We start from the raw sequence: 16018 nt of genomic DNA, 5'->3' as shown, positions 1-16018 counted from the left end.
ACGACAAGGGCAGCCAGCGGCTGCCCTTTTTACTTGTTGCCGTGGCCGTAGCTTTTGCGCGGATTTTGGGATTTTTGCTGCGAGATGCGTATAATCCGTCCCGTTTCTTTCACTGCTTTACCAAAAGACACCCTTATCCATGCGAATTGCCCTAGGTATTGAATATGACGGCAGCCGGTACTTCGGCTGGCAGCGTCAGCGAGAAGTGATCAGTGTGCAGGAGGAGCTGGAAAAGGCCCTCAGCCGGATCGCCAATCATCCGGTCTCCATCCAGTGCGCAGGACGCACCGATGCCGGTGTCCATGCCACCGGTCAGGTGATCCACTTCGATACCGATGCCAAGCGTGCCGAAGGGGCCTGGACTTTGGGTCTCAACTCCAACCTGCCGCCCGACATCGCCGTGCGCTGGGTCAAGGAGGTGGACGAGGAGTTCCACGCCCGTTTCAGCGCTACCGCCCGTCGCTACCGCTATGTCATCTACAACCACAACTGCCGGCCAGCCATTCTCGGCAGCGGCGTCAGCCATTATCACGAAGCGATTGATGCAGAGCTGATGCATCAGGCCGGGCAATGCCTGCTGGGTGAGCAGGATTTCAGCTCGTTCCGGGCCGTCGGTTGCCAGTCCAAGACGCCGTGGCGCAATGTGACGCACCTTTGTGTCAGCCGTCAGGGCCCCTATATCGTGCTCGATATCCGGGCCAACGCCTTTTTGCACCACATGGTGCGCAACATCACCGGCTCGCTGCTGCTGGTGGGGCAGGGGCTTAAACCGGTGGAGTGGGTAGCCGAGGTGCTGGCTGCCCGGGATCGCAATCTGGCCGGGCCAACCGCCAAAGCGGGTGGCCTCTATCTGGTCGATGTGGATTACCCGGCTGAACTGACTCTGCCCCGGGTACCGCTTGGCCCGTTGTGGCTGCCGGACTCGGCACCGGGTACGACCAGTTTTTAGTAACTGCGCCCGAAAAATTGTGGTTTAATGACCCGTCATTTGTTGCCATCGAGCTATTAAGTCATTGAACAGACAAGGCTCGATGTGTTTTGTCAGGCACAAAAGCATTAAGGAATTCCATGAGCTGGCTTGAGAAGATTCTTCCCAAGAGCAAGATCACTGCCCCTCGTCGTCACAACATTCCGGAAGGGGTGTGGACCAAGTGCAGTGCTTGTGAACAGGTGCTCTACCGGGCAGAGTTGGAGCGCAATCTCGAAGTGTGCCCCAAGTGTGATCATCATATGCGCATCAGCGCTCGCGCCCGTCTCGAGAGTTTTCTCGACGAGCAGGGCCGCACCGAAGTCGGTGCCGAGCTGGAGCCTCATGATGTCTTGAAATTCAAGGATTCCAAGCGCTACAAGGATCGTTTGTCTGCCGCTCAGAAAGAGACGGGGGAGAAAGATGCGCTGGTGGTGATGAAAGGGACCCTCAAAGGGGTACCGGTTGTCGCCTGTTCGTTCGAGTTCTCCTTTATCGGTGGCTCCATGTCCTCCGTGGTCGGTGCCCGCTTCGTGCGCGCCGTTGAGGAGAGCATCAAGGAAGGTCGTGGTCTGGTCTGCTTCTCCGCTTCCGGCGGTGCCCGCATGCAGGAGGCGCTGTTCTCCCTGATGCAGATGGCCAAGACCAGTGCCGCGCTGGATCGTCTGTCCAAAGCCGGTCTGCCCTACATCTCCGTGCTGACCGACCCCACCATGGGTGGCGTCTCCGCCAGTCTGGCCATGCTGGGCGACATCAACGTGGGCGAGCCCAAGGCGCTGATCGGTTTTGCCGGCCCGCGCGTTATCGAGCAGACTGTACGCGAGAAGCTGCCGGAAGGGTTCCAGCGCTCCGAATTCCTGCTGGAGAAGGGCGCCATCGATCTCATCATCGACCGCCGCGAAATGCGTAACCGTCTGGCCAGCCTGCTTGCCAAACTGATGAATACTCACGTCATCGCAGAGTGAAGATGAGTTCAAACATGCATCAATCCCAAAGCCGGTCGCTTGTCGACTGGCTTTCTTATTTGGAGCAGATCCATCCGGTCTCTATCGATATGGGGCTGGAGCGGGTCGGCACGGTTGCCCGTCGCATGGGGCTCACCCGATTGCCGTTCAAGGTGATCACGGTGGCGGGTACCAACGGCAAGGGCTCCAGCTGCGCCATGGCGGCCAGCATTCTGATGGCCGCCGGCTACCAGGTCGGCGTCTACTCCTCGCCCCATCTGCTGCGCTTTACCGAGCGGGTACGGGTCAACGGTCAGGAGCTGGCAGATAGCGATCACTGCGCCGCCTTTGCCGAAGTGGAAGCGGCGCGCGGCGAGATAGCGCTCACCTTCTTCGAGTTTGCGACGCTGGCCGGTTTGTGGCTCTTCTGCCGCGCCGCGCCGGATGTGCTGCTGCTGGAAGTGGGCTTGGGTGGTCGGCTCGATGCCACCAATGTGGTGGAGTCCGATGTCGCCATGATCACCTCCATTGCCCTCGATCACTGTGACTGGCTGGGTGATACCCGCGAGGCGGTGGCGGTGGAGAAAGCCGGGGTGTATCGCGCCGGCAAACCTGCCATCAGCGGCGAGCCCAATCCTCCTCTGACCATCGCCAGCGAGGCGGCGCGTATCGGCGCCAACCTGCGTCAGGTCGGTATCGATTTTCGTGGCGATGAGCACGCCACCGGCTGGGATTACCAAGGTCTTCACCAGTGGCGCGATCTGCCCAAACCGGCCCTGCCGCTGATGAATGCGGTCACCGTACTGGCGGCGCTGGAATCCCTCGGCTTGCCGCTGCCTGAGTCAGCCATCAGTGACGGGCTTGCCAATGCCCGGCTGGCTGGCCGGATGCAGCAGCTGCAAAGCGCGCCGCTGGTCATCGTCGATGTGGCCCATAACCCCCATTCGGCCGCCTATCTGGCCGCCCAGCTGCGCAAGATGCCCTGTGCGGGTGTGCGCCGCGCCGTGGTGGGCATGCTCAAGGACAAGGATATGGCGGGGTCGCTTGCCGAGCTCGATGGCCTGATCGGTGAGTGGTATCTGGCCAGCCTGACCGGCCCGCGGGCGGCAAGTGCGGCCCAGTTGGCGCAGGCGCTTGGCTCCGGGCAGGGGCCGGCGACGACCTTTGACAGCGTCGAGGCTGCCTATCAGGCTGCCTTGGCCGTATCGAGTCCTGACGATATGGTCATTGTGTTTGGTTCGTTTTACACTGTCGCCGATGTGCTGGCGGGGTTCGCCAGCTAGCCAGCCCCTCTTTGTCGGGGGCATGCCATGAATTGGATCAAGTAAAGGAAGTAGGAGTCAACTTGGCCTCGAAGTTTCAAAACCGTCTGGTGGGCACCGTTATTCTGGTGGCCCTGGTCGTTATTTTCCTGCCGGACCTGCTGGATGGTCACAAGCTGGCGCAAAAAGAGGAGGCGTTTGCCAAAATTCCGCTGCGTCCCGATCTTGAGCCGGCCAAGCCCGCGCTGCAGGTATCGGCGGCAAGCACGCTGCCGGCCGAGCATCTGGCCAGCCAGCAGCAAGCCTCGGCCGCCCAGCAGTGGCAGGTGGAAGAGGTCGCTGACCCCATGACCCTCGGCAATCAGGGGAGTACAGCCCAGCAGCCGGTGCAGCAGGCCGCGCCTGCCAAGCCGCAACCCAAGCCGGAAGTGGTCGCCAAGGCGCCGGTTGAACAACCCAAGCCGGCACCAAAACCGGTTCCGACCAAGCCGGTCGAGGTAGCCAAGGCGCCGACTCCTGCGCCAGCCAAACAGCAGGCAGGCCAGATCAAGTCCCTCGATGACCTTATCGAGAGCAAGATGAGCCAGCCGACCACGCCGGCGCCCGCCGCGGCACCGGCGCAGGGCAGCTGGATCCTCCAGCTCGGCGCGTTCAAGAACGTCGACAGCGTCAACGCACTGGTGAGCAAGCTGCGGGCTGCCGGTTACTCGGCCCACACATCGCCGCGCACGCCGGTGCAGGGACAGATCAACCGGGTCTTTATCGGGCCGGATGTCTCCAAGGTCAAGCTGCAGGGGATCCAGGGACAGATCTCCCAGATGACGGGGCTGAGCGGCTCGGTCGTCGCTTACAATCCCTGATGGTCATTGCACTCGCATCACAACACCGCGCCCGTCGCGGTGTTGTTTTATCTGGTCGTCGCAATTTTTAAGCGCTGCGTCGCAAAGGCCATCACCCGGTTGGGATTTGCGGGGAGTTGGGTTAGTCTGAGCCCTCTGTCACCCATAGGAGTTCAAGATGATCCTCTCGACAACCCCCACTCTGGAAGGCAAGAGCATTCGTGAATACCGCGGCATCGTGGTGGGCGAAGCCATCCTTGGCGCCAATATTTTCAAGGATCTCTTTGCCGGGATCCGCGACATTATCGGCGGCCGCTCCGGCGCTTACGAAAAAGAGCTGGCCCGTGCCCGCGAGATTGCCTTTGATGAGCTCAAGGAGCGCGCCTCTGCGCTGGGGGCCAATGCGGTGGTCGGCATCGATATCGACTACGAGGTGGTGGGGCAGAACGGCAGCATGCTGATGGTCAGCATCAGCGGCACCGCCGTGGTGGTTTGAGATAGCAAGCTTTCCCCCGTGCGCTGAACCCGCGTGTTGAACTGGCCAGCCGATAACCGGGTTATCGGCTTTTTTGTGCGCGACGCTTGAGAACAGAAATGCCAGATAGGGGGATGATGAAGACAGCTTTGAGATTAACTCATTGATTTTGTTTATTTATATTTTTTCATAACCGGTGGGCACGGGTTTTATTTTTTTTAACTGGGTCACCCTCATCGGCTGGACTAGAGTTGTTGCCATCAGGATGACCTCTCATCATGGATGACACCACTTTTCTTGAACCACCATTTCTTGAAGGCGTATCAGGATGCACAAAAAATCTGCTCTGTTGACTGTTATCACTCTGGCCATCGCTGCTTATGCTGGCAGCGCGGCGGCAGCGGTACCGAACTTTACCGCTGACTGCCCGATGAACATCAAGGTCAAGTCGCAGGATGGCAATGTCTATATCAACGGCAAAAAGGCCTCGCTGAAGACCAATGCACCCAATGCCTACTCTGCCCAGAGTGGCAAAATCATGATCGGCATCAGCGCTGATTCCACCACCAGCGAGCCGAGCATTGATTACGCCATCAAGCACGATAACCGTGCCAACGGCATCTGCACCGTGCAATCCTGGTCGGCAGGCAAGGCTACCACACAGCCGATGGCCAAGGGGAATTCCCCCTATCAGGGCAAGTGGGTCGCCAAAAACAGCGGGACTGGCCAGACAGTGGCCGTCATCCGGGTGGATGGCAAGGAGCAGGTGTGGGTCAACGACGTCAAGGTCAAGGCCAAGCGTGCCGATGGGGCGCTGCAGATCCGGCAGGGGATGATCCTCTATACCCTGCAGGGTGATCCGCGGGTGCGCGGTGAAAGCGAGTGGCAGGACAGTGATGCAGGCTCGACCGGTCCTATCTCCTTCGAATAAATCCGTTTGCCAATTGCGATAAAAGCGACGCAGGCCATGGCCTGCGTCGCTTTTTTACTGGTCTGCTGAAGGGGGGCGCTATGAGCGGTTACACCCCGGTCAGGGTATTGGCTTCGCCGTACCAGTCCAGTGTGTCAGCCAGGGTCACGACCGAGCCGATGATGATCAGGCTCGGGCTCTCCACCTGAGTGGCCAGCAGCGCCAGCTGCTGCAGCTCGCCGCGCACTACTCGCTGGCTGAGCCGGGTGCCCTGTTCCACCAGCGCCACCGGGGTGTGGCCGGGCAGGCCGTGGGTTTGCAGCTCGTCCTGAATGCGGCCGGCATGGGCCAGCCCCATGTAGAAGACCAGAGTCTGGCGGGGGGCCGCCAGCGCCGACCACTCCTGCGCGATATTGCCCTCCTTGTCGTGGCCGGTGATGAACTGCACCCGCTGGGCGTGATCGCGGTGGGTGAGGGGAATGCCGCTGTAAGCGGCGCAACCCGACGCTGCCGTGATGCCCGGCACCACCGAGAAGGGGATGCCCGCCTCGGCCAGAGTCTCCAGCTCCTCGCCGCCCCGGCCAAAGATAAAAGGATCGCCCCCCTTGAGCCTGACCACCTGTTTGCCCAGCTGCGCTTGTTCCAGCAACAGCTGGTTGATCGCCTGCTGGGGCACGCAGTGGCGACCCGCCTCCTTGCCGACAAAGATCCGCTCGGCATCCCGGCGCACAAGCGCCAGTACCTCCTGCGAGACCAGCCGGTCATAGACCACCACATCCGCCTGCTGCAATTGTTGCAGACCGCTCAGGGTGAGCAGCCCCGCATCGCCGGGGCCGGCGCCCACCAGAGTCACGCTCCCCTTGCTCAGCACCGGCTCATTGAGCAGCTCAGCGACGCTCTGCTCGGCGGCCTGTTGCTGGCCGCGGGCCAGCTGGCATGCCAGTCGCTCATGGCTAAAGAGCCGCTCCCAGAAGCGGCGGCGGGCCAGCTTGTCCGGTATGGCCTTGACCCGCTCGCGCAGCTTGCCCGCCAGCGCCGCGAGCTGGCCGAGATGCTGCGGCAACATGGCTTCCAGTTTTTCCCGCAGCTGGCGGCTCAGCACCGGCGCCGAACCTGCGCTGGAGATGGCCACCATCAGCGGCGAGCGGTCAATGATGGCGGGCATGATGGCGCTGCAGTGGGCCGGAGCGTCTACCACGTTGCAGAAGATTTGGCGCAGGTTCGCTTCGTTGAAGACCTGATGATTGACCTCGGGCTGGTTGGTGGCGGCGATCACCAGCCATTTGCCATCGAGCAGCTCGGGGTGAAAATCGGCGGCGCAGACGGTCAGCAGTCCCTGCTCGGCCCAGCTCATCAGCTGGGGTTCCAGATGGGGTGCATTGATGGTCACCCGGGCTTTGGCATCGAGCAGCAGGCGCGCCTTGCGCACTGCGACTTCGCCACCACCGACGATAAGCACCGGCTTGTGTTGCAGCTGACAGAAGAGAGGGAGAAAGTCCATAACGGGCTCCGGATGCGGGTCCGGCAGCAGCGGGCTGCGCAGGACGAAAAGAGGAGAAGGCGTTGCAACGCAGTGAGAGGAAAAAGGGGGAAGCGTGATCCACGCCCGGGCCAACGACAGATCCCCACCGGTTGTCGGCCACTATGATCAGCTTCCCCAAACGAGGTTTTTCCTATTGCACCGCTTTGACATGCATGTTGGCGACGTACTGATCTTCGGCCCAGAAGATGCGGTCAGCGACCATGGCTTCCGGGTTGAGGGTGACGCCGCGCAGCACCCGCTCCTTGAACTTGTGATAACCGGCCCGGTCGATAAGGTGACCCATGTGCAGATAGATGGGTTTGCCATCCAGCATCTCGGCCTCGAACTCGAACAGGTTCCTGATCACCGCATGCAGCACCTCTTCGGTGACCCAGTTGAGGAACAGCTTGCCGGTACGGGGAGTCTTCTTGCTGGTGCGTCCCCCCAGCTTGACCATGTAGAGCTGCTTGGGATCCCGCTGCCAGGCGAGGGTCGGGCAGGCCAGCACGCACTCGCCACAGCCGATGCACTTGCTCTCCTCCTTGATCGCCTTGCCATGCTTGATGGCGAGGCAATCGACCGCGTGGTGGCTGCACGCCTTGACGCAGGCGCCGCAGCCGATGCAGCGCTCGGCATTGAAATTGATCTTGGCGATGCCGAGGATGCCGAAGTCGGCCATGTTGGCCTTGGCGCAGTCGTTGGGGCAGCCGGCGATCACCATCTTGAGGTGATAGGGGTTGGGGTAGAGGTGCTTCTCCATCCGCTGGGCCAGCCCGGTGCAGTCGATATTGCCCTTCTGGCAGATGGTGTTGCCCTGACAGGCGACGATGTTGCGCCCGCCGATGCTCTGGTAACCGGCGGTGGTGTCCGCCACCTCGATGCCGCAGGTCTCCACCTCAATCTCCCTGATAAAGGGCTCGAGGGCGGCATTGACCTTGTCCATGTCCTGATACTTGATGCCGGGCATCGCCAGCTTCTGGCGGGTGGTGAGGTGGATCAGACCGTTGCCGTACTGTTCGGCGATCTGCTGGGCTACCACCAGCAGGTGGGCGGGCATGATCCCGCCGGGAATGCGCACGCTGATCATCGCTTCGCCGCGCACCTTGGAGAGGCGGTATTCGTTTTTGGCGCGGGCCTTGATGATGTCGATATCGAGACTCATGGTGTTCTCCCTCAGTCGATCAGATGCTGGGCCTGGTCAAAACGAAAGACCGGTCCATCCACGCAGATATAGGTGTCGCCCATCCGGCAGTGGCCGCACTTGCCGACGGCACAGGCCATACGGCGTTCGTAGTCGACCCAGATGCGTTCTTTGGGGATGCCGCGCTCAAGCAGGGCGAGCACCACGAAACGGATCATGATGGGGGGGCCGACCACGATGGCCTGGATATCCTCGCTATCCGAGAGATCCAGCTGGTCGATGTAGTCGGTGACCCGGCCGATGCGAAACTGCTCGCTCTCCTCACCCTCATCCAGCGTGACGATGAGATTCTGGCGCTCGGCCCAGAGCGGCATCTCGTGGCGATAGAGCACCGCCTGCTCGTTCTTGAAGCCGAGGATCATGTCGAGAGACTTCACCTGTTCCGGGTGTTTGCTGAAGCGACGCAGCAGCCCCTTGACCGGTGCGACGCCGGTACCGCCCGCCACCACGATGAGGTGCTGGTTGTGATAGGCCTCCAGCGGGTAGCCGTTGCCATGGACGCCGCGCATCCACACCTTGTCGCCCACATCGAGGGCAAACAGGGCATCGGTCACTTTGCCGACCTTGCGGATCAACAGATCCACATAGCCATCGCCATAGTCGGAGACCGAGATGGGCGCCTCGCCCACGGTGGGCAGGGAGATTTCGACAAACTGGCCGTAGTGGACATCAAAGTCGCGGGATACCCGAAAGTTCCACTCCAGCTCGGTGTGGCGCTCGATAGCCAGAATGGTGTAGGCCTTGGGCAGCAGGCGGTTTTCGACCACCTCCTGCTGCTGTTCTGCTGTTGCGGTTTGCTGGCACTGGCACATATCAGTTCGCCCCCTGCGCGTTGTCGGCCGCGATGGTCTGTTCGACCACATCGGTCATCTTGTTGATGATGTTGCTAAAGGAGATGTAGTGAGGGCAGCGATCGTCGCAGCGGCCGCAGCCGACGCACATGTGCTCCTCCCCCTGACGGGCTTTGTAGTCGTTGACCTTGTGCAGGGCGCGATAACGCAGGCGCTCGCCATGCTTGGCGCGAAAACCGTGGCCACCGGCCATGTCGCTGAAACCATCCACCATGCAGCTGGCCCACTGGCGACGGCGCTCGCCCTGCTTGGGGTTCTCTGCATAGGTGAGGTCGTGCACGCTGTAGCAGCTGCAGGTCGGGCAGGAGGTGGTGCAGCGGCCGCAGCCGATGCAGCGGCTGTCGTACTCGGCCCAGACCGGATGATCGGTGAGGATCTGGCGGATCCGCTGCGGGTCGTCACAGACACTGTCCGGGGTGCGCACCTTGACCGGGTTGCTCTGGACAAACTCCGGGGTGAAGTCATCGGATTCACCGAGCTCGGCAAAGTAACCGAGCAGCTCGGGATCCTTCACCTCGATGCGGGCACCCTCATCGCTCAGACGAATGGCGGCGGCGTAGTCCCGGGTCTCGTTGCTACCCATGGAGACGCAGAAGCAGTTCTCGAAGCTCTCGCGACACTCCAGCAGCACCAGCTTGAGTTTGCTGCGCAGTCGGGCGTAGTAGACGTCGCTGTTCTGGCCGTTCTTGAGATAGACCTGATCCAGCCGGCGCAGGGCGTGGATATCACAGCTGCGTAGGAACAGCAGGGTAGGCTTGGCCTCCACCCTGGATTCGCGCAGCTCCAGATTGTCGAAGTGGAACAGGGTCTGGGTGATGGGGAGTACCACCTCTTTCGGGGAGAAGTGGGACTTCTCCTGCCACACCAGATCGGCCGGATGGCGGATGCTGTGGTAGGTGACGTTGTCGGTGTCGGAGAAGCGACCGCCCCGATATTCGGCCGCAGGGGCCATGATCCGGTAATCGGGTAGCAGCCGCTCGAACAGCTGCACCAGCGCGGGCTGGGTGAGAAGAAACGACATAAATAAACACCTTGTCTTGGGGTGACATGCCTTGGCATTGCCAGGGGCGTGTCTGTCCCGGTATTGACTAGCCGGGAGAGCTAGACAGCTTTCCCGCGGTCCGGTTTATGACTCATCTTGTTCAACTGACCCGATGGTTATTGTGTTGGCGGCGCGAGCGTCGCGGCAGGTCGGGTCATGCCTGTAAAGCTGTTATCAATTGAGCAGGGCGGCCTGATAGCCGGCGCACTTGCCCATCACGTATCCCATCTCCAGCTTGTTGATATCGCGGGTAAAACGGGACACCGGGAAGTAGTCGGCCGGGGCGATCACCTCTATTTGGCAATCAGCAGGCGGATTGGCGATGAAATCGAGCGCCTCGTTGTAGCTGCGATCCCGCTGCTCCAGCGCCTGTGCCAGCGCGGGGTGAGTCTTGAGCAGGGTGCGGATCATCCAGGGGAAGGGCATCGGCTTGAGCCGGTAGCCCAGCGGCTCGGAGAGGATCACCGTCATCTGGCGGGCGCCGCGGCGGTAGGCCTCGATCACCGGGATGGAGTCGGCGACGCCGCCATCGGTCATCGGCACCCCGTGCACCTCGGGATATTCGCGAGAGGCGAGGGGAATGGCGCAGCTGGCGGGCAGCACCTCATCCATGTTCTCCGGCTTGACCCGGATGTACTCCGCCTTGCCGGTCAGGGCATTGGTCACCACCGCATAGAAGGGGATGCCGCTCTCCCGATAGCGATGGATATCGAGGGGGTATTTGCGGCAGCTGGTGTGCCAGAGCCAGTGGATATCCACCAGATTGCCCCCCTTGGCAAAGCGCAGCGGGTCGAGAAACTCCGGGGTGCAGGCCAGCTCGGTCAGGATGTCGTGGCTGCGGCCATGCTGGCTGGCGAGATAGGCCAACAGGTTGGTGGCGCCTGCCGAGACGCCGATGGCGAAGTCGAAGGGGCGGTAGTCACGTTCGATAAACGCATCCAGCACGCCGCTGGCAAATATGCCGCGCATGGCGCCACCTTCAACAACCAGAGCTGTGGGGGATGCGGTTCTGTTCATGACGGGGTCCTCATTGAAATCGGCGTCGCAAGAGCATCGGTCGGCGGCAAGCTTCAGGCTTGCCCGGGCGACCATTCTGGCTGCCAGCCGGGGCTGGCTATCGCAATGAGGTCATTCTAGGAGCGCGGTTTTGTTTAGAATATCTGTTAATAATGAATCAAGCGTTTTGTATTCCTAAACACTGGCGAGCCAACCGTTGTGCCAACAGGGGCGATAAGAGATAGTCAGGGCTCTGTTTTCACGCTTTGATGAGCCCCGGGAGATGTGCCTGATGACAAGACTCTTTGCCCCGCCACTCCAGCGCGGCGACACCATCGCTTTTTTCTCCCCCTCCAGCGCGGCAACCGCCTGGGCCCCCACCCGTTTTGCCCGTGCAAAAGCCTTTCTCGAAGGGCAGGGCTTCCGGCTCAAGGCGGGCAGCCTCACCGGCCAGCAGGATCACTGGCGCTCCGCCCCCATCGCCGCGCGGGCCGAGGAGCTCAACGCCCTTATTCGCGATCCGCAAGTGCGCTGCATCATGTCGGTGATTGGCGGCAGCAACTCCAACTCCCTGCTGCCCTACCTCGATTTTGCTGCGCTCAAGCGCGATCCCAAGATCATCGTCGGCTACTCCGATGTGACGGCGCTGCTGCTCGGCATTCATGCCCAGACTGGTTTGGTCACCTTTTATGGCCCGGCGCTGGTGGCCTCGTTCGGCGAGTTGCCACCGCTGGTGGACGAGACGCTGGCCAGCTTTTTACAGATTGTGCTGGCCGACGAGGTTGGCGTCCCCTGCACGTTGCCCACCCCGGCAAAGTGGAGCGATGAACGACTCGATTGGGAAAATCAGACCCGGACCAAGCAGTGCCAACCCAACCGGCTGATCTCGGTGGGGACAGGGCGGGTAGCGGGGCGGCTGATGGGCGGCAACCTCAATACCATGGCGGGGATCTGGGGCTCCCCCTATATGCCGGCCATCGAGCGCGGCGACATTCTGTTGCTGGAGGACAGCCTGAAATCTGCCGAGACGCTGGAGCGCTCTTTTGCCCATCTCAAGCTGTGCGGGGTGTTTGATCGGATCGGCGCCCTTATCCTCGGCAAGCACGAGCTGTTCAACGATCAGGGCAGTGGCAAGCGCCCGCTCGATATCCTGCTGGAGGTGGTGGGGGCGCCGCACTTTCCCATTCTGGCGGAGTTTGACTGCGCCCATACCCACCCCATGCTGACGTTGCCGCTGGGCGTCGAGGCGGCGCTGGATCTCGACCGCCAGCAGCTCACCTTGCTTGAGCCCTGGTGGCAGAGCGTCTGACGGAGCGCAGGAAACAGACAAGGCCGCTGATGCGGCCTTGTCTGTTGTTGGGGGATGGGATTGTCAGGGCAGGGCATCGGCCCGGAAGCTGGCACGGATCTGCGGCACCAGTGGCGAAACGTCGAAACCCTTCTCCTCGCCCAGCACCGGATGGAGCAGGGGGCCGTCGCTGATGGGGGTGAGATTGCCGGCCAGCAGCTGGCGAGTGGCTTGCCCCATCTGATAGAGCTGGCGCACCGGCGCAAACTGGGTCGCCAGATTGAGGGGGTCATCGGCGCGGGTGAAGGCCATCATGGGGATCTGATAAGTGGCATCGCGCGCCGGTTTGTCGCCGTGAATGCCCTTGCCGGCCGACATCAGGAAGGGCTGGTGATCGCCAAAGGCGATGACCAGATAGCGTTTGCCCGACTGATCGAGACTCTTGAGCAGCCGCTCCAGCGAGGCCATGGCATCCACCACCCCGGTGTAGTAGGTGTTGAGCAGCTGTCTGTCACTCTCGCTCTCGTTCGGGCAGGCGCCGCTGCGCTCCTGTGCCTGATAGCGAGGGCCATCGAAGGGGCCGTGGCCCTGCATGGTGACCGCGTAGGCAAAGAGAGGTTTGTCATCCTGTTCGCTGCGTTTGAGCAGGTGATCGATGAGGGCATCGTCCGAGATATAGAGCCCCTTGTGCTCAAGGGTGGAAAAACGGCTGTCGAACCAGCGCTCCTGATAGCCAAGCGCCGGGATCGCCTTGGCGCGGCCCCAGAACTTCTCCACATAGGGGTGGACGAAGAGGGTCTGGTAGCCACTCTGGCTGGCACTGCGGGCCAGCCCTGGCACCTGATCAGAAAGGTAGTAGTAGGGCACCACACCTTGCTTGAGCAGTCCCACCGGCAGGCCGGTGTTCATCTCGAACTCCGCCAGCACCGTCATGCCGCCGGTGGTGGGGGAGTGAATGGTCTTGTGCCACTGCTGGATGGTGGCGGGCAGGTTCAGGGTGGGCGCGGGGGCGCAGAGCCGCCCCTGCCAGTCGAGCATCAGCGACTCATATTGCAGCACGATCACCAGATCCCAGCGCGGCGCCGCCCCCTGCGGCGGTTGGCTCAGCTGAGGGGTGAATTCGTTGATCTGCAAGGGATAGCGAAACACGCTGCCCTGTTCCAGCATCTCGTCCACCAGATTGAACAGATAGAGGCCGGGGCCGGAACGGATGATGTCCCTGTGGTAGTTGACCGCCCGATCCACGTAGCGCACGTTGGCCCCCAGCAGCTTGTTGCTGGTCTGGGTGGCAAAGACGCAAAGGGCAAAGAAGGCCGCGGTGGCGGCGGCGGTGCGCAGGATCCAGCGGGAGAGGGCAAAGCGCCAGCAGAGGAAGAGCACCATAGCACCGCCAAGCAGCGGCACGACGGGGTGCTGATCCTGCAGGATCCGCAGCAGCGCCATCAGGTTGCCGAGATCATCGCCGCCGAGCGGCACGCCATAGATGGCGATCTTCATGAAGTTGGCCAGCAGCCCTATGCCGGAGAGGGCAGTAAAGACCAGCCCCATATAGAGGTTGAACCCGGCCAGTGCGCAGAGGCTCCAGCCCAGCACCATGCTGCCCCAGGCGAGGTAGTAGTGCTCCGGGCGAAAGCCTGACCAGAGCAGAAACTCCCCCAGTTTGAACACCACGAAGCCGTGCAGCAGCACGAAGGTGAGGTTGCCGAGCAGCAGGCTGCCGATGATGCGCCAGCGCAGATTGCGGCGCAGCCTTGGCAGCACCGCCTTCAGCACGGCGGCGCTCAGCGCCAGCACCAGCGTCAGGCTCACCATCAGGTAGGTGAGGTTGAAGCCCTGCTCCGGCAGGGTCTGCAGGATCTGGCTGAAGTCGCCGCTCTCGGGGCGATCGGCCAGCAGCAGGCCGATCCGCAGCTGGTAACGGCTGGCCAGTGCATCGTCGGGGGCGCGCAACGTGCTGTTGAGATCCAGAGTGCAGCGGCGCTGGCGGCACACCTGACGCTTCTCCACCGGTTGGCTCAGCTCGTCGATCCGCTCCCCCTTGTCATTGAGCAGCTCCACCCGCACCTTGTCCCCCGGCTGGAGCGGCCCTCGCAGTTGCCACTGGCTGCGCACCACCAGATAGAGGCCGCGGCTGTCGCTCTTGTAGAGCAGGGCGTGGCGGGTGAGGGTGGCCAGCGGGTTGTCGGCGGGCCCCAGCACCAGCGGCTGGGCACGGCCAAGCCAGCTGCCGGGATTGATGAGGGGCAGCAGCAGGGTCACGATGAGCAGGCCACCGAGCAGGGTCAGCAGCAGGCGGGAGAGACTCAGGGCACGGCGACGGCCTGAGAAAGGGCGATTCATATCAGCTCATCCTTTGAGCAAGTGAGAGAGGAGCAGATCATCTGCATACTATTTGACCCGATGGTGCGTGGCCGGTTCATGGATGTCAATTTAATGACCGCCTGATGAATTTTTGGTTGCACTCCAGCCCTGCATATTGTGATCCCGATCGAGAGGTTGTCCGGAATATGTGATGAAAGCGTCATCATGAACGTTTGCTGCTGGTCTGCGAGAGAGGTGCTGTTTAGTCTCTCAGTAGCGACAGGAGGTACATGTATGAATCCCAAGGTGATGGCACGGCAAGCCAGATTGCTGCGTATGCTCGAGAGCAAGGAGGAGATCCGGGTCGGGCGCGAACGTGACTGTCCGCTTCCCGTGGCGCAGCTGGTCAAACTCAAGGATTCCCATCCGTCGGTGATCAAGGTCTATCGTCACGGTCTTACCGCTGAGGTGTTTCATCTCAAGATCGATGGCCATCACTGGTGCCTGAAGCGGCGCCGCAACGATTCGCTGGTCGCCAACCTCGATGGCAAGACCGCTTTCCTCACCGAACTGGAGCGGCGGCGCGAAATCGAAGCGCTGCGCGAGTTGCATCCCACCGTGCTCTCCCACGTGGTCTGTACCAGCTTTGGTTCGGCCCGTGCCGGCATTCTGGTCTCGCCCTGGCTGCGGGGTGTGCCGGTGCATCAGCTTAACGAGCGCAATCTGGCGCAGATGCTGGAAGTGCAGGGGGAGCTGGCCCGCTGGGGCTGGTTCGACTGGGATCCGAGCCCGGGCAACCTGCTCGATGACGGCGAACATATCAGCGTGTTCGACTTTGGTTACATGTGGCCCTTTGACCCCCGTTTCGAGTACAACTCCAACGGGCTGGTCGACCCGCAATTTCATGTGCCGGAGCGGCTGGAGACCCGCACCCTGTCAGGGCTCTGGCTCGATGAGGCCGATCCCTTGCCGCAGTTCCGCTACTGGCGCGAGCTCTGTCTGAAATGGGTGAAACGGGAGATCCACCACCTGATACGGGAAGGCGCCAGCGCCCCCGTGCTGGCCCGGTTGCAGAGCCTGCAAGGGGAGTGGAGTGCCGCGCTGGCAAGCGACGAGGCGCTCGCTGCCAACTGGTGGCGGGATATGTATCGCAGCCACCGGCTCGATGTGGCCGACGATCTCAGTGGCCGCAGCTGCAGCCCGCTCACCCTGCGTCGTCTCGACTGGCTGGAGCAGGCGGTGACCGACCACTACGAGCAGCTGGTCGACAATCTCTCCAGCGAAGAGCTGGGACTGGGCCAGAGCGAGCTGCTGGCCAGATTGCAGCGCCAGCGGCGCGAAGTGATGGCGTGCCAGTTGCCGGTGACCACCTGCGCCTGAGCCAACGCCTCAGCGAAACAGAAATGAAAAGGGCACCTCG

At 61.9% G+C, this 16018-nt stretch carries 14 protein-coding genes; 8 read left to right on the top strand and 6 right to left on the bottom strand.

Annotated features, from left to right (window positions below):
- Window positions 1-139 precede the first annotated feature (139 nt).
- The 6 genes from truA to AAHA41_RS05290 all read left to right on the top strand — a co-directional run bounded on the left by truA (window position 140) and on the right by AAHA41_RS05290 (window position 5418).
- Complete coding sequence (gene truA / locus AAHA41_RS05315; RefSeq protein WP_323070646.1) at window positions 140-949, top strand: tRNA pseudouridine(38-40) synthase TruA; 810 nt, start codon at window positions 140-142, stop codon at window positions 947-949.
- A 119-nt stretch (window positions 950-1068) separates the two neighbouring features.
- A complete protein-coding gene (gene accD, locus AAHA41_RS05310; protein ID WP_041209398.1) occupies window positions 1069-1932 on the top strand; it encodes an acetyl-CoA carboxylase, carboxyltransferase subunit beta in 864 nt (287 codons plus the stop codon).
- Between the two features lie 2 nt (window positions 1933-1934).
- On the top strand, window positions 1935-3194 hold the full coding sequence (folC, locus tag AAHA41_RS05305; protein WP_323070647.1) for a bifunctional tetrahydrofolate synthase/dihydrofolate synthase: 1260 nt from the start codon (window positions 1935-1937) through the stop codon (window positions 3192-3194).
- 62 nt (window positions 3195-3256) lie between these two features.
- Complete coding sequence (gene dedD, locus AAHA41_RS05300) at window positions 3257-4033, top strand: cell division protein DedD (RefSeq protein ID WP_323070648.1); 777 nt, start codon at window positions 3257-3259, stop codon at window positions 4031-4033.
- Window positions 4034-4190: 157 nt separating this feature from the next.
- The gene (locus tag AAHA41_RS05295) at window positions 4191-4508 is read left to right on the top strand and encodes a heavy metal-binding domain-containing protein (RefSeq protein ID WP_041209401.1); all 318 of its coding nucleotides are present in this window, start codon (window positions 4191-4193) and stop codon (window positions 4506-4508) included.
- Between the two features lie 307 nt (window positions 4509-4815).
- The gene (locus AAHA41_RS05290; RefSeq protein WP_323070649.1) at window positions 4816-5418 is read left to right on the top strand and encodes a hypothetical protein; all 603 of its coding nucleotides are present in this window, start codon (window positions 4816-4818) and stop codon (window positions 5416-5418) included.
- Window positions 5419-5506: 88 nt separating this feature from the next.
- On the opposite strand, the gene cysG is transcribed toward AAHA41_RS05290, so the two are convergent.
- The 5 genes from cysG to AAHA41_RS05265 all read right to left on the bottom strand — a co-directional run bounded on the left by cysG (window position 5507) and on the right by AAHA41_RS05265 (window position 11030).
- Entirely contained in the window at window positions 5507-6898 is a 1392-nt protein-coding gene (gene cysG, locus AAHA41_RS05285) for a siroheme synthase CysG (protein ID WP_323070650.1), read from the bottom strand.
- 172 nt (window positions 6899-7070) lie between these two features.
- Window positions 7071-8081, bottom strand: a complete 1011-nt coding sequence (gene asrC, locus AAHA41_RS05280) for a sulfite reductase subunit C (RefSeq protein ID WP_323070651.1) — start codon at window positions 8079-8081, stop codon at window positions 7071-7073.
- An 11-nt stretch (window positions 8082-8092) separates the two neighbouring features.
- Entirely contained in the window at window positions 8093-8932 is an 840-nt protein-coding gene (asrB, locus tag AAHA41_RS05275; RefSeq protein ID WP_323070652.1) for an anaerobic sulfite reductase subunit AsrB, read from the bottom strand.
- Window position 8933: 1 nt separating this feature from the next.
- The gene (gene asrA / locus AAHA41_RS05270) at window positions 8934-9992 is read right to left on the bottom strand and encodes an anaerobic sulfite reductase subunit AsrA (RefSeq protein ID WP_323070653.1); all 1059 of its coding nucleotides are present in this window, start codon (window positions 9990-9992) and stop codon (window positions 8934-8936) included.
- Between the two features lie 195 nt (window positions 9993-10187).
- On the bottom strand, window positions 10188-11030 hold the full coding sequence (locus tag AAHA41_RS05265; RefSeq protein ID WP_071911411.1) for a patatin family protein: 843 nt from the start codon (window positions 11028-11030) through the stop codon (window positions 10188-10190).
- Window positions 11031-11301: 271 nt separating this feature from the next.
- Here AAHA41_RS05265 and AAHA41_RS05260 point away from each other — a divergent pair, with 271 nt between their 5' ends.
- The gene (locus AAHA41_RS05260; protein WP_323070654.1) at window positions 11302-12318 is read left to right on the top strand and encodes a S66 peptidase family protein; all 1017 of its coding nucleotides are present in this window, start codon (window positions 11302-11304) and stop codon (window positions 12316-12318) included.
- Between the two features lie 63 nt (window positions 12319-12381).
- Here the strand turns inward: AAHA41_RS05260 and AAHA41_RS05255 are convergent, their stop codons facing one another.
- On the bottom strand, window positions 12382-14637 hold the full coding sequence (locus tag AAHA41_RS05255; protein ID WP_323070655.1) for a sulfatase-like hydrolase/transferase: 2256 nt from the start codon (window positions 14635-14637) through the stop codon (window positions 12382-12384).
- A gap of 255 nt (window positions 14638-14892) precedes the next feature.
- Between AAHA41_RS05255 and AAHA41_RS05250 the strand changes: the two genes are divergently transcribed.
- Window positions 14893-15978, top strand: a complete 1086-nt coding sequence (locus AAHA41_RS05250) for a hypothetical protein (protein ID WP_124242744.1) — start codon at window positions 14893-14895, stop codon at window positions 15976-15978.
- Window positions 15979-16018 lie beyond the last annotated feature (40 nt).

The sequence above is a fragment of the Aeromonas sp. SER genome, assembly GCF_038739615.1.
Classification (GTDB): domain Bacteria; phylum Pseudomonadota; class Gammaproteobacteria; order Enterobacterales; family Aeromonadaceae; genus Aeromonas; species Aeromonas jandaei.
The sequence above is the reverse complement of the archived record's forward strand: the minus strand, read 5'-3'. Positions and strand labels throughout refer to the sequence as shown.